Origin of the sequence: Duganella alba (assembly GCF_009674495.1) — a bacterium.
GTDB classification, from domain to species: Bacteria; Pseudomonadota; Gammaproteobacteria; order Burkholderiales; family Burkholderiaceae_D; genus Rugamonas; species Rugamonas alba.
Genome location: NZ_WKJN01000011.1, coordinates 154,101 through 176,301, shown reverse-complemented (window position 1 = coordinate 176,301; position 22,201 = coordinate 154,101). Strand labels below are relative to the sequence as shown.

General features: G+C 64.5%; 24 protein-coding genes and 1 tRNA gene. 7 read left to right on the top strand and 18 right to left on the bottom strand.

Going from position 1 to position 22,201, the window contains the following annotated elements; genetic code table 11:
* Positions 1-52 precede the first annotated feature (52 nt).
* Complete coding sequence (locus tag GJ695_RS13715; RefSeq protein WP_154365580.1) at positions 53-526, top strand: group I truncated hemoglobin; 474 nt, start codon at positions 53-55, stop codon at positions 524-526.
* An 18-nt stretch (positions 527-544) separates the two neighbouring features.
* Entirely contained in the window at positions 545-1,429 is an 885-nt protein-coding gene (locus tag GJ695_RS13710) for a DUF3034 family protein (protein WP_154365578.1), read from the top strand.
* Positions 1,430-1,434: 5 nt separating this feature from the next.
* Here the strand turns inward: GJ695_RS13710 and cynS are convergent, their stop codons facing one another.
* Genes cynS through GJ695_RS13680 form a run of 6 tightly spaced genes read right to left on the bottom strand, consistent with a single transcriptional unit; the run spans position 1,435 to position 5,338 of the window.
* Positions 1,435-1,878, bottom strand: coding sequence for a cyanase (gene cynS / locus GJ695_RS13705; RefSeq protein WP_154365577.1), 444 nt, complete (start codon positions 1,876-1,878; stop codon positions 1,435-1,437).
* Between the two features lie 54 nt (positions 1,879-1,932).
* Positions 1,933-2,445 (bottom strand): peroxiredoxin family protein, encoded by a 513-nt coding sequence (locus GJ695_RS13700; protein ID WP_154357392.1) that lies wholly within the window; start codon positions 2,443-2,445, stop codon positions 1,933-1,935.
* On the bottom strand, positions 2,442-3,104 hold the full coding sequence (locus GJ695_RS13695; protein WP_154365574.1) for a BON domain-containing protein: 663 nt from the start codon (positions 3,102-3,104) through the stop codon (positions 2,442-2,444). Before GJ695_RS13695 ends, GJ695_RS13700 begins: the two co-directional genes overlap by 4 nt.
* Positions 3,097-3,693, bottom strand: coding sequence for a phosphoheptose isomerase (locus GJ695_RS13690; RefSeq protein ID WP_154365572.1), 597 nt, complete (start codon positions 3,691-3,693; stop codon positions 3,097-3,099). The genes GJ695_RS13695 and GJ695_RS13690 overlap by 8 nt, the downstream gene beginning before the upstream one ends.
* A gap of 57 nt (positions 3,694-3,750) precedes the next feature.
* The gene (locus tag GJ695_RS13685) at positions 3,751-4,101 is read right to left on the bottom strand and encodes a YraN family protein (RefSeq protein ID WP_154365570.1); all 351 of its coding nucleotides are present in this window, start codon (positions 4,099-4,101) and stop codon (positions 3,751-3,753) included.
* Positions 4,102-4,108: 7 nt separating this feature from the next.
* Positions 4,109-5,338 carry a penicillin-binding protein activator gene (locus GJ695_RS13680; RefSeq protein WP_229260483.1) on the bottom strand — a complete coding sequence of 410 codons (1,230 nt, stop codon included), beginning with the start codon at positions 5,336-5,338 and terminating at the stop codon, positions 4,109-4,111.
* Positions 5,339-5,522: 184 nt separating this feature from the next.
* On the opposite strand from GJ695_RS13680, the gene rsmI reads away from it, so the two are divergent.
* The gene (gene rsmI / locus GJ695_RS13675) at positions 5,523-6,425 is read left to right on the top strand and encodes a 16S rRNA (cytidine(1402)-2'-O)-methyltransferase (protein WP_154365567.1); all 903 of its coding nucleotides are present in this window, start codon (positions 5,523-5,525) and stop codon (positions 6,423-6,425) included.
* Here rsmI and GJ695_RS13670 read toward each other — a convergent pair.
* Positions 6,422-7,054 carry a hypothetical protein gene (locus tag GJ695_RS13670; RefSeq protein WP_154365565.1) on the bottom strand — a complete coding sequence of 211 codons (633 nt, stop codon included), beginning with the start codon at positions 7,052-7,054 and terminating at the stop codon, positions 6,422-6,424. The genes rsmI and GJ695_RS13670 overlap by 4 nt on opposite strands.
* 75 nt (positions 7,055-7,129) lie before the next feature.
* Here GJ695_RS13670 and GJ695_RS13665 point away from each other — a divergent pair.
* The 3 genes from GJ695_RS13665 (at position 7,130) to GJ695_RS13655 (ending at position 9,340) form a co-directional block, all read left to right on the top strand.
* Positions 7,130-7,206: transfer RNA gene (locus GJ695_RS13665), tRNA-Pro, on the top strand.
* 119 nt (positions 7,207-7,325) lie between these two features.
* The gene (locus tag GJ695_RS13660; RefSeq protein WP_166455181.1) at positions 7,326-8,609 is read left to right on the top strand and encodes a sensor histidine kinase; all 1,284 of its coding nucleotides are present in this window, start codon (positions 7,326-7,328) and stop codon (positions 8,607-8,609) included.
* Positions 8,610-8,611: 2 nt separating this feature from the next.
* Complete coding sequence (locus GJ695_RS13655) at positions 8,612-9,340, top strand: LytR/AlgR family response regulator transcription factor (RefSeq protein ID WP_154365561.1); 729 nt, start codon at positions 8,612-8,614, stop codon at positions 9,338-9,340.
* Between the two features lie 79 nt (positions 9,341-9,419).
* Here GJ695_RS13655 and GJ695_RS13650 read toward each other — a convergent pair whose 3' ends face one another.
* The 11 genes from GJ695_RS13650 to GJ695_RS13600 all read right to left on the bottom strand — a co-directional run bounded on the left by GJ695_RS13650 (position 9,420) and on the right by GJ695_RS13600 (position 21,291).
* Entirely contained in the window at positions 9,420-10,331 is a 912-nt protein-coding gene (locus GJ695_RS13650; RefSeq protein ID WP_154365559.1) for a hydroxymethylglutaryl-CoA lyase, read from the bottom strand.
* Between the two features lies 1 nt (position 10,332).
* On the bottom strand, positions 10,333-11,265 hold the full coding sequence (locus tag GJ695_RS13645) for a 2-hydroxyacid dehydrogenase (protein ID WP_154365557.1): 933 nt from the start codon (positions 11,263-11,265) through the stop codon (positions 10,333-10,335).
* Between the two features lie 12 nt (positions 11,266-11,277).
* The gene (locus GJ695_RS13640; RefSeq protein WP_154365556.1) at positions 11,278-13,209 is read right to left on the bottom strand and encodes an acetyl/propionyl/methylcrotonyl-CoA carboxylase subunit alpha; all 1,932 of its coding nucleotides are present in this window, start codon (positions 13,207-13,209) and stop codon (positions 11,278-11,280) included.
* Between the two features lie 62 nt (positions 13,210-13,271).
* Positions 13,272-14,321: a biotin synthase BioB gene (gene bioB, locus GJ695_RS13635; protein ID WP_154365554.1), complete on the bottom strand. Its 1,050-nt coding sequence runs from the start codon at positions 14,319-14,321 to the stop codon at positions 13,272-13,274.
* 17 nt (positions 14,322-14,338) lie between these two features.
* Complete coding sequence (gene bioD, locus GJ695_RS13630; RefSeq protein ID WP_154365552.1) at positions 14,339-15,112, bottom strand: dethiobiotin synthase; 774 nt, start codon at positions 15,110-15,112, stop codon at positions 14,339-14,341.
* On the bottom strand, positions 15,109-16,299 hold the full coding sequence (bioF, locus tag GJ695_RS13625) for an 8-amino-7-oxononanoate synthase (protein ID WP_154365550.1): 1,191 nt from the start codon (positions 16,297-16,299) through the stop codon (positions 15,109-15,111). The genes bioD and bioF overlap by 4 nt, the downstream gene beginning before the upstream one ends.
* Positions 16,300-16,301: 2 nt before the next feature.
* Positions 16,302-17,630, bottom strand: a complete 1,329-nt coding sequence (gene bioA / locus GJ695_RS13620; protein ID WP_208023406.1) for an adenosylmethionine--8-amino-7-oxononanoate transaminase — start codon at positions 17,628-17,630, stop codon at positions 16,302-16,304.
* Between the two features lie 10 nt (positions 17,631-17,640).
* Positions 17,641-18,426: an enoyl-CoA hydratase/isomerase family protein gene (locus GJ695_RS13615; RefSeq protein ID WP_154365548.1), complete on the bottom strand. Its 786-nt coding sequence runs from the start codon at positions 18,424-18,426 to the stop codon at positions 17,641-17,643.
* 2 nt (positions 18,427-18,428) lie between these two features.
* The gene (locus GJ695_RS13610; protein WP_154365546.1) at positions 18,429-19,205 is read right to left on the bottom strand and encodes a dienelactone hydrolase family protein; all 777 of its coding nucleotides are present in this window, start codon (positions 19,203-19,205) and stop codon (positions 18,429-18,431) included.
* A gap of 2 nt (positions 19,206-19,207) precedes the next feature.
* Positions 19,208-20,815, bottom strand: coding sequence for a carboxyl transferase domain-containing protein (locus GJ695_RS13605; protein WP_154365544.1), 1,608 nt, complete (start codon positions 20,813-20,815; stop codon positions 19,208-19,210).
* Between the two features lie 41 nt (positions 20,816-20,856).
* Positions 20,857-21,291: a YchJ family protein gene (locus GJ695_RS13600; protein ID WP_154365542.1), complete on the bottom strand. Its 435-nt coding sequence runs from the start codon at positions 21,289-21,291 to the stop codon at positions 20,857-20,859.
* Positions 21,292-21,460: 169 nt separating this feature from the next.
* Between GJ695_RS13600 and GJ695_RS13595 the strand changes: the two genes are divergently transcribed.
* Positions 21,461-22,201 (top strand): GntR family transcriptional regulator, encoded by a 741-nt coding sequence (locus GJ695_RS13595; protein ID WP_154357411.1) that lies wholly within the window; start codon positions 21,461-21,463, stop codon positions 22,199-22,201.

The window sequence follows — 22,201 nt, the reverse complement described above, 5'->3', positions numbered from 1 at the left end:
TAGAAGCCGAGACCCCGCTGAATTCTCTTTATCGTTTTTAATCAGGACTGATATGAAAAAATTCATCAAGCGGCTCGGCTGTGGCCTGTTGCTGGCGTCTTCGCTGGCCATGGCGCAAACCCCTTACACCGAAGACTCCACCTACCAGGGCCTGGGCGGCAAGGAAGGTATCAAGAAGATCGTCGATACCTTCATCACGCTGGTGCTGGCCGATCCGCGCATCAAGGAAAGCTTCACCGACTTCGACATCCCGCAACTGAACGTGCGTCTGCAGGAGCAGTTCTGCGAGTTCGCCGGCGGCCCATGCAAGTACACCGGCAAATACCATGACAAGGCCATGGAAGGCGTCGGCCCGGTGCGCGACATGAAGACCGTGCACCAGGATCTGAAGATCACCAACGCCATGTTCAATGCGCTGACCGAGGATTTGCAGATCGCGATGGAACAGCACAATGTGCCGAGCCGCGTTGCGCTCAAGCTGGTCGCCAAGCTGGCGCCGATGCAGCGCGACATCGTGACCAAATAATCCATCAGGAGCAGAACAATGAAGAAAATCATTCCAGCCTTGATGGCTGCGCTGGCCTGCGCCGGCGCCTGGGCGCAATCGTCGTCGCCCGACATGGGCAAGCTGCTGGCCACCGGCGGCGTGGTGCAGGTGGAAGGCGCTGGCGGCGGCGGCATCACGCCGTGGGCGCTGATCACCGGCTACGGCACGCGCGACAGCTGGGGCGCCAATGCGCACTACACCTACATCAGCACGCAGGACTACAAGCTGGGCAGCTACGGCGTGGCGATCGGCCTGGCCGACCGTCTTGAAGTGTCGTTCGCCAACCAGGAATTCAAGGGCAGCCTGGCGCCGCTGGACAAGCTCAACATCAAGCAGGACATCGTCGGCCTCAAGCTGAAGGTGCTGGGCGATGCGGTGTATGAGCAGGACAGCTGGGTGCCGCAGGTGGCCATCGGCGTGATGTACAAGAAGAACAAGGGCGTGCATGGCCTGGAGGCGCTGGGCGTCACCAACGTCAAGCAGCTGGGCGCCAAGGATGATCATGGCTACGACTACTATGTCTCGGCCACCAAGATCTACCTGGAACAAAGCCTGCTGCTGAACGCCACGCTGCGCGCCACCCGCGCCAACCAGATGGGCATCCTCGGCTTCGGCGGCGACAAGAACGACGACACGCGGCTGATGCCGGAGTTCTCCGCCGCCTATCTGATCACGCGCAAGGTGGCGCTGGGCGCCGAGTACCGCCGCAAGCCGCACAACCTGGGCGTGGACAACGAGAAGGCGTACTACGACGCCTTCGTCGCCTGGTTCCCGACCAAGAACTTGTCAGTGACGGCCGCCTATGCGGAACTGGGCGATATCACCGTGTTCAATCCGAAGAAGCAGCACGGCCTGTACCTGTCGCTGCAGGCAGGCTTCTAGTCGGCCTAGTAGGATTTGTAGGGCAGGAATTTGCCGCTCAGGACCACCTGCACGCGGTCGCCCTTGGGATCGGCTTCTCGCTGGATATCCATCGAGAAGTCGATGGCGCTCATGATGCCGTCGCCGAATTCCTCGTGGATCAGTTCCTTGATGGTGGTGCCGTAGACGCTGACGATTTCGTACCAGCGGTAGATCAGCGGATCGGTCGGCACGGCGGTCGGCAGCGAGCCTTTGTAGGGCACGATCTGCAGCCAGGCCGCTTCTTCATCGGTGAGATCGAACAGCTGTTGCGCCTTGTCGGCCTGCGCCCGGCTGAAGGTCATCTGGCCGAGCAGCGCGGCGGTCGTCCATTCCTTGCTCTGGCCGAATTCCTGGGCTAGATCGGCCCAGCGCATGCGCTTGGCGACCTTGGTGGAGAGGATTTTTTGCGTCACTTGGTTGCGGTCCATGGCGGCTTTCCTGGTAGTGGAGGAGAGCTTTAAGCCATGCAAGCCGCATGCCAGCTAGCTTTTCAGCGACTCATCCAGCAGCTTGTGCAGCGCCGGGAAGTCCGGTTCGCCCAGATAGCGCTTGAGGATCTTGCCATCCTTGCCGATGACGAAGGTGGTTGGCGTCATGTTGACGTTGCCGTAGGCCTTGGCGGCCGAGCCGTCGCTGTCCAGCGCCACCTTGAACGGCAGCTGGCGCGTCTGCGCATAGTTGGCCACGTAGTTGGCCGGGTCGTAGCTCATCGCCACGGCGACGAATTCCAGGCCCTGGCCCTTGAACTTGTTGTAGGTGTCGACCATCTTCGGCATCTCGCCCACGCAGGTGGTGCACGAGGTGGCCCAGAAGTTGACCATGACTACCTTGCCGCGCAGGCTTTCCGGCGTGATCTTCTCGCCGTTGAGGCTGACGAAGGTCAGCTGCGGCGCCACCTCGCGCTTGGCCAGCGCGGTGTAACCACCAAAACCGATGGCGGCAATCGCTACGGCGGCGATGACCGGCTTGATCCAGGCGCGGGATGAGGTGCTCATGAGTTGCTCTGTGTGTTGGGGTTGGCGGGCTTGGGCTGATACTGCTTCCACTCTTCCTCGGTGATGTATTCAAACACCTTGACCACCTTGGTCACGCCGCTGACGCCACGGGCGATGTCGGCGCCGATCTGGCCTTCGCGCTGAGTCACGCGGCCCTGCAGGTAGACCACGCCGCGCTCGGTCACCACCTGGTAGGAATTGGCGGAGATGTCCTTGGCGTCGACCAGGCTGGCCTTGACCTTGCCGGTGATGATGGTGTCGCTGGAGCGCGAGGTGTAGCTGGCCAGGCCGGCGACGTCGAGTTCGTTGATGACGTCGATCACGCCTTCGATGCTGCGTACTTCGCGCTCGACGGCGGCCTTCATCGCGTCATCGCGCACTTCGCCGGTGATCAGGGCGCGGCGGTTGAAGCTGTTGATGTTCACGTGGCCGGCGTCGCCGGTCACGTTGTTGATCTTGATGCCGCCCTTGACTTCGATCGCACGGTCTTCCGTCTGTGCGCCGAAGGTGCGGCGGTCGGAGGCAGCCAGCGTACCGGAAATCGCACCGCCCGCGACCAGCGCGACGCAGCCCGACAGCGATGCCAGCATGGCGCCACACAGCACGCTCATGGCCAGCGGACGTTGTACTCGTTTCCAGATTGCGCCGGGATTACTCATTCACATCTCCTCCGAACAGCGCGACGTCGATGCCGTCGCAAATAGCATGGATGGTTACCAGGTGGACTTCCTGGATACGGGCAGTACGGTCGTGCGGGACGCAGATATGGACGTCGGCGTCGGTCAGCATCTTGCCGATGGCGCCGCCGCCCTTGCCGGTCATGGCCACCACGCGCATTTCGCGCTCCAGCGCCGCCTCAATCGCCGCCACCACGTTGCCGGAGTTGCCCGAGGTGGAGAACGCCAGCAGGATGTCGCCGGCCTGGCCGAAGGCCTGCACCTGCTTGGAGAAGATCTCGCGGTAGCTGTAATCGTTGGCCACCGCCGTCAGGATCGAGGTGTCGGTGGTCAGCGCGATGGCCGGCAGCGGGAAGCGCTCACGCTCGAAGCGGCCCACCAGCTCGGCGGCGAAGTGCTGCGAGTCTGCGGCCGAACCACCGTTGCCGCAGACCAGAATCTTGTTGCCGTTGGAAAGCGCCGAGAACATCAGGTCGATCGCTTGCGCAATATGCGGGGCGAGGACGGTGGCGGACTGGATTTTGGTTTCGGCACTTTCGTGGAAGTGCGCCAGGATGCGTTGATTATTCATAGTGTGCTGATTATAGTGCAGTCGTCCGGCAGACCGGACAAGCGCTGTTAAAAATGCTTACATCTCCAGCACATTTTGTATCCAGGACAACTTTTCATCGTCGATGGCGACCAGGTCGAAGCGGCATGGTGGTGGCAGTTTATAGCGCAAAAGATAATATTGTGCCGCACGTAACAGGCGCTGTTGCTTGGCCGGCGTGACGCTGTAGACGGCGCCGCCGAAGCGGCTGCTGGCGCGCTGCCGCACTTCGATGAACACCAGGTGGGGACCGTCCTGCATGATCAGGTCGATTTCCCCGGACTTGCACAGGAAATTGCGCTCCCGCAGCGTCAGGCCCTGGGCCAGGAGATGGGCCAGGGCCCGGTCCTCGCCGAGCCGGCCCAGCCGCTGCTGTGGGGTGCGCGGCATGGCATCCTCATGGACGAACCGGCTGCGCCGCGCCGTTCTGGTAGACGGCCGATTGTTCGATCCGCTCGAAACTGGACGGACCCTGGCCGAAATCGATGCTCAGGCGGCCGGTGACGCCGTCGAGCTGGAAGCGGCCGGCCGGATGGCGGCCGATCTCGCGCGCCACGCGGAAGGCGTCGATGCCAAGCGCGTACAGGCGCGCCATGTCGGCGCTGCCGACGCCGGTTTGCAGCGGACGCGGATAGACCATCACCGCCGGATGGTCGCGCTGCAGCTGCCATGGCAGGTCCAGCAGGCGCACGCCTTCCAGGTCCTGGGCCGGGAAGCCGGCGCCGGGATTGAGCGCCGAGGTGCCGTAGATCGGCAGACTGCTGAACTGGTCGGCCGGCGCGGATGGCGGCGGTGGCGGCAGCGCGTCGGCGGTGCTGAAGATCGGATTGACCGGCTCGGTGCTGACGGCGCTGCCCAGCGCCAGGCGCAGCTGGCGGGTCTGGTCGGCGCCCATGGCCGAGAACAGCAGCGCCGGCAGGCCCTGGCGCAGGGTGGCGCGCAGCTGCACCAGTTCCGGATCGCTGAGGTAGCCGTCCGGCGAGCTCAATTCGATGGTGCGCACCGGGCGGCCCAGCTTTTGCCACTGGCCGGCGAAGGCGGCCGCCACGCGGCGCTGCCAGGCCGAGCCGGTGGTCAGCACCAGCGCCGCGCCGTCCGGCTGCTCGCTGGCGGCCCATTGCGCTGCCTGGCGCGCTTCTTCCTCGATCGACAGGCCGATCGCCAGCATGTGCGGCGGCAGCGGCAAGGCGCCCGGCTGGCCGTAGCCTTCCGGATAATTCAGGGCGATGGTCGGCTTGCTGACCAGCGGACTGGCGGCCACCGAGGCCACGGCCGAACGCGACAAAGGACCGACCACGATGTCCTGGGTTTGCAGCGCGCGGGCGTAGACCGACAGGATATCCTGCGCCACGTCGCCGGTTTCCAGCACGGTGACGGTGATGTTGGCGCGGTCGCGCTCCCAGGCCGCCATGAAGCCGGCGCGCAGCGCATCGGCGGCCACGCCCAGGGTGTCCGAGCGCAGCGGCAGCAGCAGGCCGATGCGGACCGGCGTGTCGGGCGGCAAGGCGTTATAGTCGACGTCGCGCACGGCGGCCGGCGCTTCGGCGCGCGGCGGCAGTTCGCTGCGGTCCTCACCCGCCGGCGCGGCGCCCGGCAGGGTGATGGCGAAGGTTTCGGCGGGCGGCAACGGCGGCTCCGGCGGCGGCTTGGGCAAGGGTTGCGGTTGCACGACCGGCGGCGGCGGGCTTGTTTTTGCCGGCTGGGGCGAGCACAATCCCCCCGGCGCGTCGCAAAACGGCGTGCTGCATGCACTCAGCACTGCGGCAGCCATGCACAGCAGCGTCAACCTCACACTATTCATCCTACCCCCAATGAGCGACCTCGAATCCAGTTCCATCGCCAGTTTGCCCGTCATGGGCGAAATGGCGCACCAGACCTATCCTAGCGCAACCTTGTACGTCGTGGCGACCCCCATAGGCAATGTGACGGATATTAGCCTGCGGGCGCTGCACGTTTTGAGCCTGGTCAATGCTGTGGCATGCGAGGACACGCGCAACACCGCGACCCTGATGACGCGCTTCGGCCTGCACAAGCCGTTGATTGCCGCGCATCAGCACAACGAGCGCGAGGCGGCCGAGGTGCTGATCGCCCGTTTGCAGGCCGGCGAGCGCATCGCGCTGGTGTCGGACGCCGGTACGCCGGCCGTGTCCGACCCTGGCGCGCGCATCGTCGATGCGGTGCGGGCGGCCGGCTTGCGGGTGCTGCCGCTGCCGGGCGCGTCGGCGGCGGTGACGGCCTTGTCGGCCAGCGGGCTGGTGAATGACCAGTTCTACTTTGTCGGTTTCCTGCCGGCCAAGGCCAAGCAGCGCGAGAATTTCCTCGCCACGCTGCGCGCGGTGACGGCCACCATGGTGTTTTACGAGGCGCCGCACCGCATCCTGGACTGCGCCAGCGCGCTGGCTGCGGCGTTCGAGCCGACCCGCCAGGTGGTGTTCGCGCGCGAGCTGACCAAGATGTTCGAGGAAATCCACCGCTGCCCGCTGTCCGAGGCGGAAGCCTGGATCAAGGCCGACGGCCACCGGGAAAAAGGCGAATTCGTGGTGCTGCTGGAAGGCGCGCCGCCGGCCGACGATGAAAACGACGTCGAAGCCGACCGGATTTTGCAGGTGCTGCTGGCGGAATTGCCTGTTAAACAGGCAGCCGGACTGGCCGCGCAAATCACCGGCCGCAAGAAAAACGCGCTGTACGACCGGGCTTTGCAGCTGAAAAACTAGAATTTGCAGTGCTTGTCGAGCGCCCAGATCAGCGGCGCCAGCAGGCCGGCGCCCGCGCCTTTTTGCAGGCAATCGTCCTTCTTGGCGCTGGCGATGCCGCTTTGCAGCTTGGTGGTATGGTTTTCCGGATACAGCGGATGGTCGTCCAGCTGCGCCACCGGCAGGCCGGCGCGGGCCGGATCTTTGTCGTTGGCGACCTTGCGGGCGGTTTTCAGCGCCGCGTTCATGTCGAAAGTCCTGGGCTGCTGGTCCGCGTGCAGCGGATCGGGCGCCGGTGGCAGCGTGATGGCCTGCGATTCGGCCGGCTTCAGCGGCGTTTGCGCGGCCACGGCGGTTTTCTCTTCCGCTGCTGGCGCTGGCGCTGGCGTGCTGCGCGCGCGTGGCGTGACCCTGGCGACTTCGCGCTTTTCCGGTTTTGGCGGCGGCTCGACCCTGGCGACGATCCGCGGCGGCCTGGCCGGTTGCAGCCACACCGTCATCGCCTTGGCCGGCTGCGCCGGCGCGGGCGGACTGGACAGCCGATAGCCGAACAGCAGCACCGCATGCAGCACCAGCGACACCGCGATGCCCGCGACAATGCCGGGACGCCGTACTCGGCTGGGCTGGTCGAAGGAAAAGGTGGCGGTCATGATTTTTAAATCATAGCATCGAAATTTCGCAGGCACTTGACGATCTATTTGCTAGCCTGTATTATCTTGCTTCTTCGGAGTGTAGCGCAGCCCGGTAGCGCACCTGGTTTGGGACCAGGGGGTCCAAGGTTCGAATCCTTGTACTCCGACCAAAATTTAAAAACCCTGTTTGATGGCAACGTCAAACAGGGTTTTTTCCATTTCGCTCCCGATTTCGGCCCCTTCGTCGCATGCGCCGTTGCGGCACGCCGCCGCAGCTAGAATGGGCGGCATGACTACTCCTTTCTACCTCAAACCTGTCGAAGTCGAGCACGATCGCCGGCTGGTGCGCCGCTACCAGTGGCAATCGCTGCTGCGCGTCTGGGCGGCGATGGCCGTCGGCATCGTCATGCTGTTTGGTTTCGCGATCGTCCTGCTTTCGTCGATTGGCCATGTGATGGGACAAAAGTCTCTCTGGCACTGGAGCAACCTGTTCAACATGGTCTGGCCGGCCCTGGTGCCGTTCATTGCGATCAACAGCGTGGTGCAGGGGCGCCTGAAGGAGCTGAGCGCGGCTGGCACACCGCTGACCGCGGAAATGTTCAGTTCGCGGCCAAGCCGCATGGTGCTGTCGCCGCTCGATCCGCTGACCACCTACAACGTCTGCACCGAAACGCTGTCCGGCCTGGCGATGGGCATGGCGCTTGGTTACGGCGGGCCGGCGATGTTCAGCTATTTCCCATTCAACGGCCGCATCCTGATCGGACCACGGTGGCCGGTGTGGCTGGCGCAATGCACGGAAGTGGTGGTGGTGGGCGAACCCGGCCAGCAAGTGGAGGTGCGCATCCGCCGCCGCTTCGGCCTGGACTTCTTCACCGTGCAGCGCGGCGGCGCACTGCATGCGGTGGAAACCGTGGCGGCGCATCTGCGCACGCAATTCGAACAGCGCGACCGCGCGCTGCGCGCCATTCGCCGCGAACAGGAACTGGAACGCGCGGCGCTGAACGCCAAGCTATCGGCCTTGCAGGCGCAGGTCGAGCCGCATTTTTTGTTCAACACCCTGGCCAATCTCAAATACCTGATCCGCACCGATGCCGACACCGCGCAGCAGATGTTGGACCACCTGGTTGGCTATCTGCAGAACGCGCTGCCGGACATGCGCTCCGTGTCGTCGACGCTGGAGCGCGAGCTGGCGCTGGCGCGCAGCTACCTGTCGATCATGCAGATCCGCATGGGGCAGCGGCTGCGGTTCCGCATCGAGGCCGATGATGCGCTGCTGGCGCTGCCCTTCCCCCCGGCGATGCTGATCTCGCTGGTGGAGAACGCCGTCAAGCACGGCCTGGAACGCGCCAGCCGGCCGGGCGCCATCACCATCACGGCGAAGCAGCTTGGCGATGCGCTGTGCGTGCAGGTGATCGATGACGGCGTTGGCCTGACGGAGCAAATGGGCCAGGGCTTCGGCCTGGCGAATATTCACGAGCGCCTGCAACTGCTGTATGGTGACAAGGCGGCGCTGTCGGTCACGGCGGCGGAACACGGCGGCGTGGTCGCCACGCTGGCCATCAACAAGGAATGAGGATGCCGACTGCCTTAATCGTCGAAGACGAACCGCTGCTGATGGCGGAACTGCGCGACCAGCTGCATGCGCTGTGGCCGGAACTGGACATCGCCGGCCATGCCGAGAATGGCGTGGAGGCGGTGTCGATGCTGGAATCGCTGCGGCCGGACGTGGTGTTCCTGGACATCCAGATCCCCGGCCTGACCGGCATCGAGGTGGCGCAGCACATTCCCGAAGCGACGCAGATCGTGTTCGTGACCGCCTACGCGGAGCACGCGGTGCAGGCGTTCGAGGCCGGCGCGGTGGACTACATCGTCAAGCCGGTGACGGCGGCGCGGCTGCTGCAAACCGTCAAGCGGCTGAAGACGCGCAGCGGCGCGCAGGTGCCGCCGGGCGTGTGGCAGCAGGTGCTGGCCAAGGCGCCGGCCTACATGAAGTGGATCAAGGCGTCGGCCGGCAACACGGTGCGGCTGGTGATGGTGCGCGACGTGCAGTACTTCCAGTCCGACGGCAAATACACGCGCGTGGTCACGCATGACGGCGAAGCGCTGATCCGGCTGCCGCTGAAAAGCCTGATCGAGCAGCTGGACCCGGCGCAGTTCACGCAGATCCATCGCGGCGCCATCGTCAACCTGGAAGCGGTGGACCGCATCGACCGCGACGGCACCGCGATGGAAATCCGCATCAAAGGCCGCACCGAAAAACTTACCGTCAGCGAAGCCTACACCCGCCAGTTCCGGCAGATGTAAAAACCCCGGGGTCAGTGCCGACATTCGGACATTGGATCGCGTGCGACCCAATGTCCGAATGTCGGCACTGACCCCGGTTTTAGCCGGCCCGCTTGGCGGCGATGGCGTTGCCGGCGCGGCTGGCGCCTTTGCGGTTGAGGAATTGCGAAATGAACTGGCCCGCGTCCACCACGATGTCGAGATCGATGCCGGTGTCGATGCCCAGGCCCTGCATCATGTACAGCACATCTTCGGTGGCGACGTTGCCGGTTGCGCCTTTCGCATACGGGCAGCCGCCCAGGCCCGATACCGACGAGTGATAAATCGAAATGCCCAGCTCCAGGCTGGCGTAGATGTTGGCCAGCGCCTGACCGTAGGTGTCGTGGAAGTGGCCGGACAAGCCGTCCACGCGGAATTCGCCGATGGCGCGTTCCATCACCGCCTGCGTCTTGCGCGGCGTGGCCACGCCGATGGTGTCGGCGATGTCGATTTCGTCGCAGCCCAGGTCGCGCATGCGGCCCACCACGTCGGCCACCGCATCCAGCGGCACGTCGCCCTGGTACGGGCAGCCGAAGGCGCAGCTGATGCTGCCGCGCAGGCGGATGCCGTGTTCTTTCGCCGCCTTCGCCACGCCTTCGAAGCGCGCGATCGATTCGGCGATCGAGCAGTTGATGTTCTTCTGCGAGAAGGCTTCCGAGGCTGAACCGAAGATCACCACTTCATCCGCGCGCGCCGCCAGCGCCGCTTCAAAGCCCTGCATGTTAGGCGTCAGCGCGGAGTAGATCACGCCCGGCTTGCGCGTGATCGCCGCCATGACTTCGGCGCTGGTGGCCATCTGCGGCACCCACTTCGGCGACACGAAGGCCGCCGCTTCGATGTTGCGGAAGCCGGCGCTGGTCAGCCGGTTCACCAGCTCGATCTTGATCTCGGCCGGGACGTTTTCCTTTTCGTTCTGCAGGCCGTCGCGCGGGCCGACTTCAACGATTTTGACTTGCTTCGGTAAGCTGCTCATTTCAATATCCCAGTGTGCGGTCGACCACGCCGGCGACTTGCTCGCCCGCTTCGGTCTTGCGGATGTTATCGGCGATCTGCTGCACGCTCTCGCGGCGCAAGGTCAGCGCCGAGATGTGCGGCGTGATGGTGATGCGCGGCTCCTGCCAGAACGGATGCTGCGCCGGCAGCGGCTCATTGCGGAACACGTCCAGCGTGGCGGCGGCGATGTGGCCGGACTTGATCAACGTGAGCAGATCCGGTTCGGCGATATGCGCGCCGCGCGCCACGTTGATGATGTACGAACCTTCCGGCAGCTTGCACATATTGGTGCGGTCCATGATGTTGCTGGTGTCCGGCGTCAGCGGCAGCATGCAGACCAGCACGCGGCTGCCGCGCAGGAAGGTGTCCAGGCCATCGGCGCCGTGGAAGCACTGTACGCCCGGCATGCTCTTTTCGGTGCGGCTCCAGCCGCGCAGCGGGAAGCCGAACGGCGCCAGCGCTTCCAGCACGCGCGTGCCCAGCACGCCCATGCCAAGCACGCCGACCGAGAAATCAGCCTTGAGATGCTGCGGCAGCGGCGCCCACTGCCCGGCGCGCGCCTGCGCCTCGTATTCGTCGAAACGGCGGAAGTAGCGCAGCACCGAGTGCGTGACGTATTCCGCCATCTGCACCGCCATGCCCGCATCTTCCAGGCGGATGATGGGGATGTTGTGCGGCAGCGCGTCGCCGAACTTCAGCAACGCGTCGACGCCGGCGCCGGTGACGAAGATGGCCTTGACGGTGGCCAGTTCGGCCAGCATCGCCTCCGGTGGCGACCACACGACGGCGTAGTCGCAGGCCTGGCATTTTTCGCCGGCGTGCCAGATTTCGATCTCGGCGTCCGGCAGGTATCTGGCAAAATCCTTGATCCACGGTTCGGTCTTGCCGTCCGCGCGGTGTAGCAGGATGCGCATGGTGGTTCTCCTTTATGCCGCCTTGAAGGCCAGCAGCGGTGCGCCGTCCGCGACTTGATCGCCCACGTTGTAGAGGATGTCGTCGATCACACCATCGTGCGGCGCGGCGATGGTGTGCTCCATTTTCATGGCTTCCATGATGACCAGCGCTTCGCCTTTCTTCACTTCCTGGCCTTTGGCGGCGAGGACGGCGACAACCTTGCCGGGCATCGGCGCGGTCAGGCGGCCGCCTTCGGATTCGGCTTCGCCGGCGTGCGCCATTGGATCGTTCCAGGCGAGCTGCCAGTGCTGGCCGCCGGTGAAGACGTGGAAGGTGTCGCCGTCGCGCAGCACAGTGCCGCGCGCGGCCTGACCGCCGGTGCTGAACTGCCGGCCGTCAGGTCCATAGGTGACGCTGATGTCGTAGCTGGCATGTTCGTCGGTGAAGGACAGTTTGCGGCTGTAGGCCTGGTTCATGCGCCAGCCGCTGGTCTGGCTCCATGGATCGGCGCCGTGCGTTTGCTCCGCTTCGAGCAAGGCTTCGGCCGCGAGGGCCAGCGCGCCGGCAGGCGCCGGCTGCGCAGCCGGGAACAGCGTGTCGTGATTGCGTTCGATCAGGCCCGTGTCCAGATCGGCCGTGGCGAAAGCCTGTCCTTCGACCAGGCGTTTCAGGAAGGCGATGTTGGTGCTCAGGCCGACGATCTGGTACTGCGACAGCGCCTGCGCCATGCGGGCCAATGCCTGCTTGCGGTCCGCGCCCCAGACGATCAGCTTGGCGATCATCGGATCGTAGAACGGCGAGATGGCGTCGCCTTCGCGCACGCCGGAATCGATGCGCACCGCCGCCGGCGTCGCGCCGCCAAGTTCAAACGCGACGGCGTCCGGCGTGCCCAGATGGCGCAGCGTGCCGATCGACGGCAGGAAGCCCTTCTCCGGATTTTCGGCGTAGATGCGCGCCTCGATGGCGTGGCCGTTGATGGCCAGTTCGTGCTGCTGCTTCGGCAGCGGCTCGCCGGCCGCAACGCGCAACTGCCATTCCACCAGATCGGTCCCGGTAATCATCTCGGTCACCGGATGTTCCACCTGCAGGCGGGTATTCATCTCCATGAAGTAGAAGGTGCCGTCCTGGTTGGCGATGAACTCCACCGTGCCGGCGCCGACATAGCCCACGGCGCGTGCGGCGGCAACGGCGGCTTCGCCCATGGCCGCGCGGCGTTCGGCCGGCATGTTCGGCGCCGGCGCTTCTTCCAATACTTTCTGGTGACGGCGCTGCACCGAGCAATCGCGCTCGAACAGGTAGATGCAATTGCCGAGCGTATCGGCAAACACCTGGATTTCAATGTGACGCGGACGCTGGAGGTATTTCTCCGCCAGCACCTTGTCGTCGCCAAAAGAACTGATCGCCTCGCGCTTGCAGGACGCCAGCGCCTCCTTGAACTGCGCCGAGTTCTCGATGACGCGCATGCCCTTGCCGCCGCCGCCGGCCGAAGCCTTGAGCAGCACCGGGTAGCCGATCTTGTCGGCCTGGCCGTGCAGGAAGTCCGCGTCCTGCTGCTCGCCGTGATAGCCCGGCACCAGCGGCACGTTGGCCTTCTCCATCAGCGACTTGGCCGCCGACTTGGAACCCATCGCACGCATGGCCGATGCAGGCGGACCAATGAACACCAGGCCCGCTTCGGCGCAGGCGTCGGCGAATTCCGCATTCTCCGACAGGAAGCCGTAGCCGGGATGAATGGCTTGCGCACCGGTGGCCTTGGCGGCGGCGATGATCTTGTCGCCGCACAGGTAGCTTTCCTTGGCGGCGGCAGGGCCGATCGGCACCGCTTCGTCGCACACGGCGACGTGCTTGGCGCTGGCATCCGCTTCGGAGTACACGGCCACGGTCTTGATGCCCATGCGGCGCGCGGTAGCGGCCACACGGCAGGCGATTTCACCACGGTTGGCGATCAGAATTTTTGTAAACATCGTCTCTCTCTTGACAGCTTATGGCTGGAAGTTTTTTTATGGTGATGCTTTAATGCGGATTTTTAGCAGCCGCACTTCTCTTTTGGTGCGGAGTCCAATACGGCGCCGCGGGTTTTCAGGCCCAGTTTTTCCAGCAGCGCGCGGTCGTCGTTCGCTTCCGGATTGTCAGTGGTCAGCAGCTTGTCGCCGTAGAAGATCGAATTGGCGCCGGCCATGAAGCACATCGCCTGCACCGCTTCGCCCAGCTCGCGGCGGCCAGCCGACAAACGCACACGCGCCTTCGGCATGGTGATGCGCGCCACAGCGATGGTGCGCACGAACTCCAGCGGGTCCAGACGGTCCATGCCATACAGCGGCGTACCCTCTACTTGCACCAGGTGGTTGATCGGCACCGATTCAGGATACGGATTCAGGTTCGCCAGTTGCGCAATCAGGCCGGCGCGCTGGTCGCGCGATTCGCCCATGCCGACGATGCCGCCGCAGCAGACTTTCAGGCCGGCTTCGCGCACATGGCCCAGCGTGTCCAGGCGGTCCTGGTAGTCGCGGGTCGAGATGACGTTGTCGTAGAACTCGGGCGCGGTGTCCAGGTTGTGGTTGTAGTAATCAAGACCCGCATCCTTCAGGCGCTGCGCCTGGTGCTCTTCCAGCATGCCCAGGGTGGCGCAGGTTTCCAGGCCCAGGGCCTTCACCGAGCGCACCATCTCTTCGACCTTGTCCATGTCGCGGTCTTTCGGGCTGCGCCAGGCGGCGCCCATGCAGAAGCGGGTGGCGCCGTTGTCCTTGGCCTGCTGGGCAGCGTCGAGAACGGTCTCGATGTCGAGGATCTTCTTGGCTTCGACGCCGGTGTCGTAGCGCGCGGCCTGCGGGCAGTAGCCGCAGTCTTCTTCGCAGCCGCCGGTTTTGATCGACAGCAGCGTCGCCAGTTCCACATCGCCATCCGGGAAGTTGGCGCGCTGCGTTTGCTGCGCACGGAACATCAGTTCATTGAACGGCAGCTCGAACAGCGCCAGCACTTCTTCGCGCGGCCAGGTGGCGGCCGGCGGCAGGGTGATGGCCGCCGTCGGGCGGTGCAGGGAAACGACTTTCGGTTCTTGCAGGGAGTTCTGGGACATCGTGATTCCTTCTTCGTTCAAATTGGGTTTGGCAGCGGCCAGTGAGGCAGCTGCGTAAAATCGATATGGTCGGCGGCCGCTTCGGCGGTCGGCTGTTCCAGGCGCGGCACGCGGCCGAGCAGCGGCGCGGGAATGCGCTGCGCCAGCGCGGCGACGTTTTCGTCGGCGAAGGCCATGTCGGCCTGGGTTTCGTTCGCCACCCAGCCAGCCAGCTTCAGGCCGCGCGACAGGATGGCCTCCACCGTCAACAGCGCGTGACTGATGCAGCCCAGGCGCAGGCCGACCACCAGCACCACCGGCAGCGCGAGTTGCTCGGCCAGGTCGGCGGTGTCGAATTCGTCGTTCAACGGCACGATGAAGCCGCCCACGCCCTCCACCACCACCGCATCCGATGCGGCGTTGATTTCCACGTAGGCCGCCAGGATCGGCACCGGCGAAATGCTTACGCCTTCCAGTTCGGCGGCGATGTGCGGCGCGGCCGGTTCCTTGAACAGGAAGGGCGTGGTGATCGACTGCGGCAGGTGCACGTTGCCGGCGGCGGTCAGCTGGTCGCAATCGTCGTTGTGCCATTTGCCGTCGCGCAGTTCGGCGCCGGCGGCCACCGGTTTCATGCCGCAGGCGCGCACACCGCTTTGCACCAGGGCGTGCAGCATGGCGGAGGAAATCAGCGTCTTGCCGATTTCCGTGTCGGTGCCGGTGACGAAGCAGTTGAAGCGCGGCGGTATGCCGCTGCCCGCTGCCGCCGGCTGCGTTTGTGGAGCGATTGCTAACACTGGGTCGTCCAGACTCATGCCGAATCCCTTTCCAATGCATTCAGTGCTGCGATTAATTTGGCCACGTCCGCGCTGGTATGCCCAGCCGACAGGGTGACGCGCAAGCGCGCGGTGCCCGGCGCCACGGTTGGCGGACGAATCGTGCCCACCCACAGGCCCTGCTCGTAGAGGGCCGCGCCGGCGCGCATGGTCTCGGCATTATCGCCGATCAGGACAGGCTGGATCGCAGTCTTCGAGGGCAGGCGCTGCCAGCGCTCAAGGCGCAGGCCATTATCCAATTGTGCCACCAAAGCCTGCAAGTGAGCGCGCCGTGTGACGCCTTCGTCGCCTTCCAGCAGATCGAGGCTGGTCAGCAGGGCGTGCGCCAGCGCCGCCGGCGTGGCGGTGGTAAAGATGTAGGGACGTGCTTTCTGGATCAGCGTTTCGATCACCGTTTCATGCGCGGCGACGAATGCGCCGCCTACGCCGGCCGCCTTGCCCAGGGTGCCCATGTAGACCAGGTAGGGCGAACGCAGGTTGAAGTGCTCCAGCGCGCCGTGGCCCTTGTCGCCCAGCGTGCCGAAGCCGTGGGCGTCGTCCACCACCAGCCAGGCGTTGTGCTGTTCGCACAGGGCCAGCAGCGCGGTCAGCGGCGCCAGGTTGCCGTCCATGCTGAACACGCTGTCGGTGACTACGACCTTGGTAGCGGCCTTGCTGGCCTTGAGCAGAGCTTCCAGTGCCGCCAGGTCGGCGTGCGGATAGACGTGGGTTTTCACGCGCGACAGGCGCGCGCCATCGATCAACGAGGCGTGGTTCAGCTCTTCCGAGAAGATTTCCGCTTCCCGGTCGCCGGCGGTCAGGCCGGTGATGACGGCCAGGTTGGCCATGTAGCCGGTGCAGAAGGTGATGGCGCGCGGCGCCTCCAGATGGTCGCCGACGAATTGCACCAGCCGCTCTTCCAGCATCGCATGGGCGCGTACATGGCCGCTGATCAGGTGCGAGGCGCCGCTGCCGACGCCGTAGATCGCCGCGCCTTCCTGCAGCGCGAGCTTGATCTTGCGGTGGTTGGCCAGGCCCAGGTAGTCGTTGCTGCAAAAGGCCAGCAGTTCGCGGCCTTCCACCAGCACGCGCGGTCCGCATGGCGAATCGACGGTGCGGCGCTTGCGGATCAGCTGCTTGTCGTCCAGCGCCTGCAACTGCTGGCTGAGTTGTTTGAGCAGTTCCATCGTCAGCCCGCCAGCACTTTGTTGAACACCGCCAGCGTGTTGGCGGCCAGTCCGTCGATTTCCTCGTCGCTGAGGATGTACGGCGGCATCATGTAGACGGTGGAACCGATGGGACGCATCAGCAGTTCGTGCTCGGTCGCGGTGGCGAAGAAGCGGCGCGAGAAGTCCTTCGGCGCGTCGATGGCGTCGAAAGCCCAGATCATGCCGCGCTGGCGGAAGTTGTGGACCTGTTCGTGCTGCGCCAGCGGTTGCAGCGCGGCGGTCAGGCGCGCGGCCTTGATCTTGTTGGCGTTCAGTACATCGTCTTCTTCGAAGATCTGCAGCGTCGCCAGCGCGGCGCGGCAGGCCAGCGGATTGCCGGTGTACGAGTGCGAGTGCAGGAAGCCGCGCGTGACGTCGTTGCTGTAAAAGGCCTGGTAGATCTCGTCGCGCGTCATTACCAGCGACAGCGGCAGGTAGCCGCCGCTGATGCCTTTCGACAGGCACAGGAAGTCCGGCCACACGGCGGCCTGCTCGCAGGCGAAGAAGGTACCGGTGCGGCCGCAGCCGACGGCGATTTCGTCGAGGATCAGGTGGACGTTGTGCTTGTCGCACAGCGCGCGCACCAGTTGCAGGTACAGCGGATCGTGCATCGCCATGCCGGTCGCGCATTGCACCAGCGGCTCGATGATGATGGCGGCGATCTTGTCGGCGCGTTCGGTGAACAGGCGCTCGACATCGGCGGCGGCGCGGCGCGCGACATCCTGCGCCGTTTCGCCGTCGGCGGCCTGGCGCGCGTCCGGCGACATCACGGTCTGCGAGGCGCGCAGCAGCGGACCGTAGGCGTCCTTGAACAGCGCGACGTCGGTCACGGCCAGCGCGCCGATGGTCTCGCCGTGGTAGCTGCCCTTGAGGCAGACGAATTCCTGCTTGTCTGTGTGGCCGTTGTTGCGCCACGAGTGGAAGCTCATCTTGAGCGCGATTTCAACGGCGGAAGCGCCGTCGCTGGCGTAGAAGCTGTGGCCCAGCACATGGCCGGTCAGCGCCGACAGCTTCTCGGACAGTTCGATCACCGGTTCGTGCGTGAAACCGGCCAGCATGGCGTGTTCCAGCGTATCCAGCTGGTCTTTCAGCGCCGCGTTGATGCGCGAATTGGCGTGGCCGAACAGGTTCACCCACCAGGAGCTGATCGCGTCCAGGTAGCGGCGGCCTTCATGGTCGTACAGCCACGCGCCCTTGCCCCGGCTTACGGGGATCAAAGGGACGGTTTCGTGGTGCTGCATCTGGGTGCACGGATGCCATACGCTGCGCAAGCTGCGTGCTACCCAGTCGCTTTGTGTATTCAATTCCAAAACTGCTCCATTAATTCAACCAGGCGGGCTTGCGCTTCTCCAGAAACGACGCCACGCCTTCGCGCCCCTGGTCGGAGGCGCGGATTTGCGCGATGCGCTCGGCCGTATCGGCCAGCAGCGCATCGTTGACGGGTTGCCCGACCACGTCGCGCACCAGCACTTTGGCCTGGCGCACCGCATTCGGACTGTTATTGACCAACGCCTTGACGATCTCCGTCACCTTGGCGTCGAGCGTCTCCGTACTCACTACTTCGTGGGCGAAGCCGATGCGCAGCGCTTCCCGCGCGCCGAAACGCTCGGCGGTCAGGAAGTAGCGGCGCGAGGCGTTCTCGCCCATCGCCTTGATCACATACGGCGAAATGGTCGCCGGGATCAAACCCAGCTTCACTTCGCTCAGGCAGAAATTCGCCTCTTCCACCGCGACGATGATGTCGCACGCGGCGACCAGGCCCATGCCGCCGGCGTAGCAGTCGCCCTGCACCTTGGCCACCACCGGCTTGGGGCACAGGTAAATCGTGCGCAGCATTTCCGCCAGTTGCAGCGCGTCGGCCTGGTTTTCGGCGTGCGTGTAGCCGGCCATTTTTTTCATCCAGTTCAAGTCGGCGCCGGCGCAGAAGGCCGGGCCGTTCGCCGCCAGCACGATCGCGCGCAGCGCGTCATCTTCGCCGAGTTCACTGAAGGCCTGCTTAATTTCGGCGATGGTGGTTTCGTTGAAGGCGTTGCGCACGTCCGGGCGATTCAGCGTGACGGTGGCGACGTAGCCTTCACGGGTGATGTTCAGGGTTTCATAAGCCATGATCAATCCTTGGATTGGATTTCGGTCGGCATGCCGACGGATTTCAGGAAGCGTTCCGTGTCCGGCCACCAGATGGCGACGCCGTCCGGGCTGGAGCTCATGCCATGCGCGTCCTTCTTGAACGGGCCGTAGGCCACCAGTTGCGCCTTGCCGCCCGCGCCGGTATAGGCCTTGTACATGTCGGACGCCAGCTGCGGACCGAAGTGCTTGTCGTTGGCGCCGTAGAACCAGATGCTCGGTATGGTGCTGGTTGCGCCCCATTGCTTGAAGGCCGACACCAGCGCGCCTTGCCAGTCGCAGTGCGAGCGGCTGTTCACGCCGCCGGCGAAATTGATGATGCCGCGCACGCCGTGGATCGGATGGCTGCCGGCGGCAATCGCCGTCAGGCCGCCGTGCGACTGGCCGGCGAGGATCACGTGTTCCTGGTCCGCCCACGGCTGCTTCATTACATACTGCATGGCGAAGAACAGCGAATTGGCTTGCTGCTCGCCGTTGTCCTTGGCCTCGCAGTGCGAGTTGACGTAGGTGCCGCCCGAACCGGCAAAGCCCATGCGCATCGGGATCACCACCGCGTAGCCGCGCTTGACGAATTCCTGGCTGATCACCGGGAAGGTGGCGCGCTTCTGCAGGTGCGCGTCGCCGCCGTCCTTACCGTGGTTCATGAACAGCACGGGGAACGGGCCGGCGCCCGGCGGCTTGTAGATGGTGGTTTGCAGCGTGATCTGCGCACCGCCGATGTCGGCGGGCACCGCCACGATCTGTTCGGGCAACATCATCATGGTCACATCCGGAAGACACCGAATCTGGTGTCTTCAATTTCCGCGTTCAGCGCGGCGGACAGGCCGAGGCCCAGCACCGTGCGCGTGTCGGCCGGGTCGATCACGCCGTCGTCCCACAGCCGCGCGGTGGCGTAGTAAGGGTGGCCCTGATGTTCATACTGCTCCTTGATCGGCTGCTTGAACGCGGCTTCCTCTTCCGCCGACCACGAACCGCCCTTGCCTTCGATACCGTCGCGCTTCACCGTCGCCAGCACCGACGCCGCCTGGTCGCCGCCCATCACCGAGATGCGCGCGTTAGGCCACATCCACATGAAGCGCGGCGAGAAGGCGCGGCCGCACATGCCGTAATTGCCGGCGCCGAAGCTGCCGCCGATGATGACGGTGAACTTCGGCACGGCGGCCGTCGCCACCGCCGTCACCATCTTGGCGCCGTTGCGGGCGATGCCTTCGTTCTCGTACTTGCGGCCGACCATGAAGCCGGTGATATTTTGCAGGAACACCAGCGGGATCTTGCGCTGCGCGCACAGTTCGATGAAGTGCGCGCCTTTCAACGCCGATTCCGAGAACAAGATGCCGTTGTTGGCGATGATGCCGACCTTCATGCCGAAGATGTGGGCGAAACCGCACACCAGCGTGGTGCCGTAGCGCGCCTTGAATTCATCGAACTCGCTGCCATCGACGATGCGGGCGATGACTTCGCGCACATCGAACGGCTTGCGCGTATCGACCGGGATCACGCCGTACAGCTCCGAGGCGGCATACGATGGCTCCACGGCTGCGCGCAAGGCGCCCTGCTGCGGCTTGGTGCGGTTCAGATTCGAGACAATGGTGCGGGCCAGCGACAGCGCGTGCAAATCGTTCTGCGCCAGGTGGTCGGCCACGCCGGACAGGCGCGTATGCACATCGCCGCCGCCCAGGTCTTCCGCCGTCACCACCTCGCCGGTGGCCGCCTTCACCAGCGGCGGACCGCCGAGGAAGATGGTGCCCTGTTCCTTGACGATGATGGATTCGTCGCTCATCGCCGGCACGTAGGCGCCGCCGGCGGTGCAGGAACCCATCACCACCGCGATCTGCGGAATGCCCTTGGCCGACAGGTTGGCCTGGTTGTAGAAGATGCGGCCGAAGTGGTCGCGGTCCGGGAACACGTCGTCCTGGTTCGGCAGGTTGGCGCCGCCCGAGTCCACGAGGTAGATGCACGGCAGGTTGTTCTGGTCGGCGATTTCCTGCGCGCGCAGGTGCTTCTTGACCGTCATCGGATAGTAGGTGCCGCCTTTGACGGTAGCGTCATTGCAGACGATGACGCATTCCTGGCCGGCCACGCGGCCGATGCCGGTGATGATGCCGGCCGACGGCGCGGCGTCGTCATACATGGCGTAGGCCGCCATCTGCGACAGTTCGAGGAAAGGCGTGCCGGGATCGAGCAGCATCTGCACGCGGTCGCGCGGCAGCAGCTTGCCGCGCGCCACGTGCTTGGCCGAGGCCGCTTCGCCGCCGCCGAGGGCGATCCTGGCGACCTTGTCGCGCAAATCGTCGACGACGGCCTGCATGGCGGCGGCGTTGGCCTTGAAATCCTCGCTACGAGGGTTGAGCTTGCTTTCGATTTGCGGCATGGTTTTTCCTTTGCGTGTGGTCTCGCACACGTCGTAATGATTTATTCTGGAAAACTACCGTCAACGTAAAACCAGCGCAGGCCGCCTTCGGCCGGCTCGCGGACAAAATTGCTCACTTCGTGCAGACGCTGCGCGCGGCCATTGATCTTGAACCGGGCGACGAATTCCACCGTGTCCTGGGTGAGCTCGGGTTCATCTGCTTTACGTTGACGTAAACGTAAAGCAGATTTTACCTCAAGTCCCAGCCACTGCACTTTTTCCTCGTCGCTCATGATCGGTTCGGTCGGACGGGTACTGGCGTGCCAGGTGGCCAGCAGGTAGGGCTCGTTGCGCTGGCCGTAGGCGGTATAGCGCGAGCGCATCAGCGCTTCGGCGGTCGGCGCGATGGCCGAACCGGCTATGTAGGGGCCGCAGCAAGTGGCAAGCGAAGGGCCGCCACAGGGGCAGCCGGCGGGCGCGGTGGACTTCTTGGACATGGGCGGAAACAGTCTGGGCTGGTGGTGCAAACCCCGCATTATCCGCCAAATAGGCGCATTCCGCCGGGTCCGGAGTTACGCTACTTGTAGAAATATTGTTGCTTCATACCTTGGAAGGCGTACACCGTTTACCGCATCGCTATTACACTAGCGGAGTGAGGAGAATTGAATGAGCCAGACCAGTTTTGAATTCAAGGCGGATGCCAACGACAGTTCGCCGTTGTACATGCAAATTGCCCGTAAATTGAGCGACGATGTGCTCAATGGCCGCTATCAGGTGGATCAGGCGCTGCCGTCGGAACGGACCTTGTCGGAACTGCTGAACGTTTCGCGGGTTACTGCACGCAAGGCAATCGACCAGCTGGTGGACCAGGGATTGGTGGTGCGCCGTCGCGGATCGGGCAATTATATTGCGCCGCGCATCGAGCAGCCGCTGTCCAACCTCACCAGTTTTTCGGAGCAATTGCAGCAGCGCGGCCATATTCCCGGATCGCGCTGGCTCAAGCGAGCGATTGTTACGCCAACGCCGGAGGAGCAGCTGAGTCTGGGCCTGTCGCCGTATTCCAAGGTGGCGCGGCTGGAGCGTCTGCGCCTGGCGGACGACGTGGTGATGGCGTATGAAGTGTCGGTGTTGCCGCAAACGGTGCTGAACGACCCTAACGCGGTGGGCAACTCGCTGTACCAATATCTCGACAGCATCAACAAGGCACCGGCGCGGGCCTTGCAGCACATCCGCGCGATGAATGCGTCGGCCGACCTGGCGGCGCAGCTGGGCGTGCCCGAGGGGCAGGCGGTGCTGTACATCACCCGGATCGCCTACCTCGATTCGGGCGAGGCGATGGAGCTGACCCATTCGTATTGCCATAGCGACCACTATGATTTCGTGGCGGAGATGCGTCGCGCCAACTGA

Bases quoted from the DNA above. Each gene is read 5' to 3' on its own strand.
- GJ695_RS13715 (WP_154365580.1), top strand. From the start codon at position 53: ATGAAAAAATTCATCAAGCGGCTCGGCTGTGGCCTGTTGCTGGCGTCT.
- GJ695_RS13710 (WP_154365578.1), top strand. From the start codon at position 545: ATGAAGAAAATCATTCCAGCCTTGATGGCTGCGCTGGCCTGCGCCGGC.
- cynS (WP_154365577.1), bottom strand. From the start codon at position 1,878: ATGGACCGCAACCAAGTGACGCAAAAAATCCTCTCCACCAAGGTCGCC.
- GJ695_RS13700 (WP_154357392.1), bottom strand. From the start codon at position 2,445: ATGAGCACCTCATCCCGCGCCTGGATCAAGCCGGTCATCGCCGCCGTA.
- GJ695_RS13695 (WP_154365574.1), bottom strand. From the start codon at position 3,104: ATGAGTAATCCCGGCGCAATCTGGAAACGAGTACAACGTCCGCTGGCC.
- GJ695_RS13690 (WP_154365572.1), bottom strand. From the start codon at position 3,693: ATGAATAATCAACGCATCCTGGCGCACTTCCACGAAAGTGCCGAAACC.
- GJ695_RS13685 (WP_154365570.1), bottom strand. From the start codon at position 4,101: ATGCCGCGCACCCCACAGCAGCGGCTGGGCCGGCTCGGCGAGGACCGG.
- rsmI (WP_154365567.1), top strand. From the start codon at position 5,523: ATGAGCGACCTCGAATCCAGTTCCATCGCCAGTTTGCCCGTCATGGGC.
- GJ695_RS13670 (WP_154365565.1), bottom strand. From the start codon at position 7,054: ATGACCGCCACCTTTTCCTTCGACCAGCCCAGCCGAGTACGGCGTCCC.
- GJ695_RS13660 (WP_166455181.1), top strand. From the start codon at position 7,326: ATGACTACTCCTTTCTACCTCAAACCTGTCGAAGTCGAGCACGATCGC.
- GJ695_RS13655 (WP_154365561.1), top strand. From the start codon at position 8,612: ATGCCGACTGCCTTAATCGTCGAAGACGAACCGCTGCTGATGGCGGAA.
- GJ695_RS13650 (WP_154365559.1), bottom strand. From the start codon at position 10,331: ATGAGCAGCTTACCGAAGCAAGTCAAAATCGTTGAAGTCGGCCCGCGC.
- GJ695_RS13645 (WP_154365557.1), bottom strand. From the start codon at position 11,265: ATGCGCATCCTGCTACACCGCGCGGACGGCAAGACCGAACCGTGGATC.
- GJ695_RS13640 (WP_154365556.1), bottom strand. From the start codon at position 13,209: ATGTTTACAAAAATTCTGATCGCCAACCGTGGTGAAATCGCCTGCCGT.
- bioB (WP_154365554.1), bottom strand. From the start codon at position 14,321: ATGTCCCAGAACTCCCTGCAAGAACCGAAAGTCGTTTCCCTGCACCGC.
- bioD (WP_154365552.1), bottom strand. From the start codon at position 15,112: ATGAGTCTGGACGACCCAGTGTTAGCAATCGCTCCACAAACGCAGCCG.
- bioF (WP_154365550.1), bottom strand. From the start codon at position 16,299: ATGGAACTGCTCAAACAACTCAGCCAGCAGTTGCAGGCGCTGGACGAC.
- GJ695_RS13615 (WP_154365548.1), bottom strand. From the start codon at position 18,426: ATGGCTTATGAAACCCTGAACATCACCCGTGAAGGCTACGTCGCCACC.
- GJ695_RS13610 (WP_154365546.1), bottom strand. From the start codon at position 19,205: ATGATGATGTTGCCCGAACAGATCGTGGCGGTGCCCGCCGACATCGGC.
- GJ695_RS13605 (WP_154365544.1), bottom strand. From the start codon at position 20,815: ATGCCGCAAATCGAAAGCAAGCTCAACCCTCGTAGCGAGGATTTCAAG.
- GJ695_RS13600 (WP_154365542.1), bottom strand. From the start codon at position 21,291: ATGTCCAAGAAGTCCACCGCGCCCGCCGGCTGCCCCTGTGGCGGCCCT.
- GJ695_RS13595 (WP_154357411.1), top strand. From the start codon at position 21,461: ATGAGCCAGACCAGTTTTGAATTCAAGGCGGATGCCAACGACAGTTCG.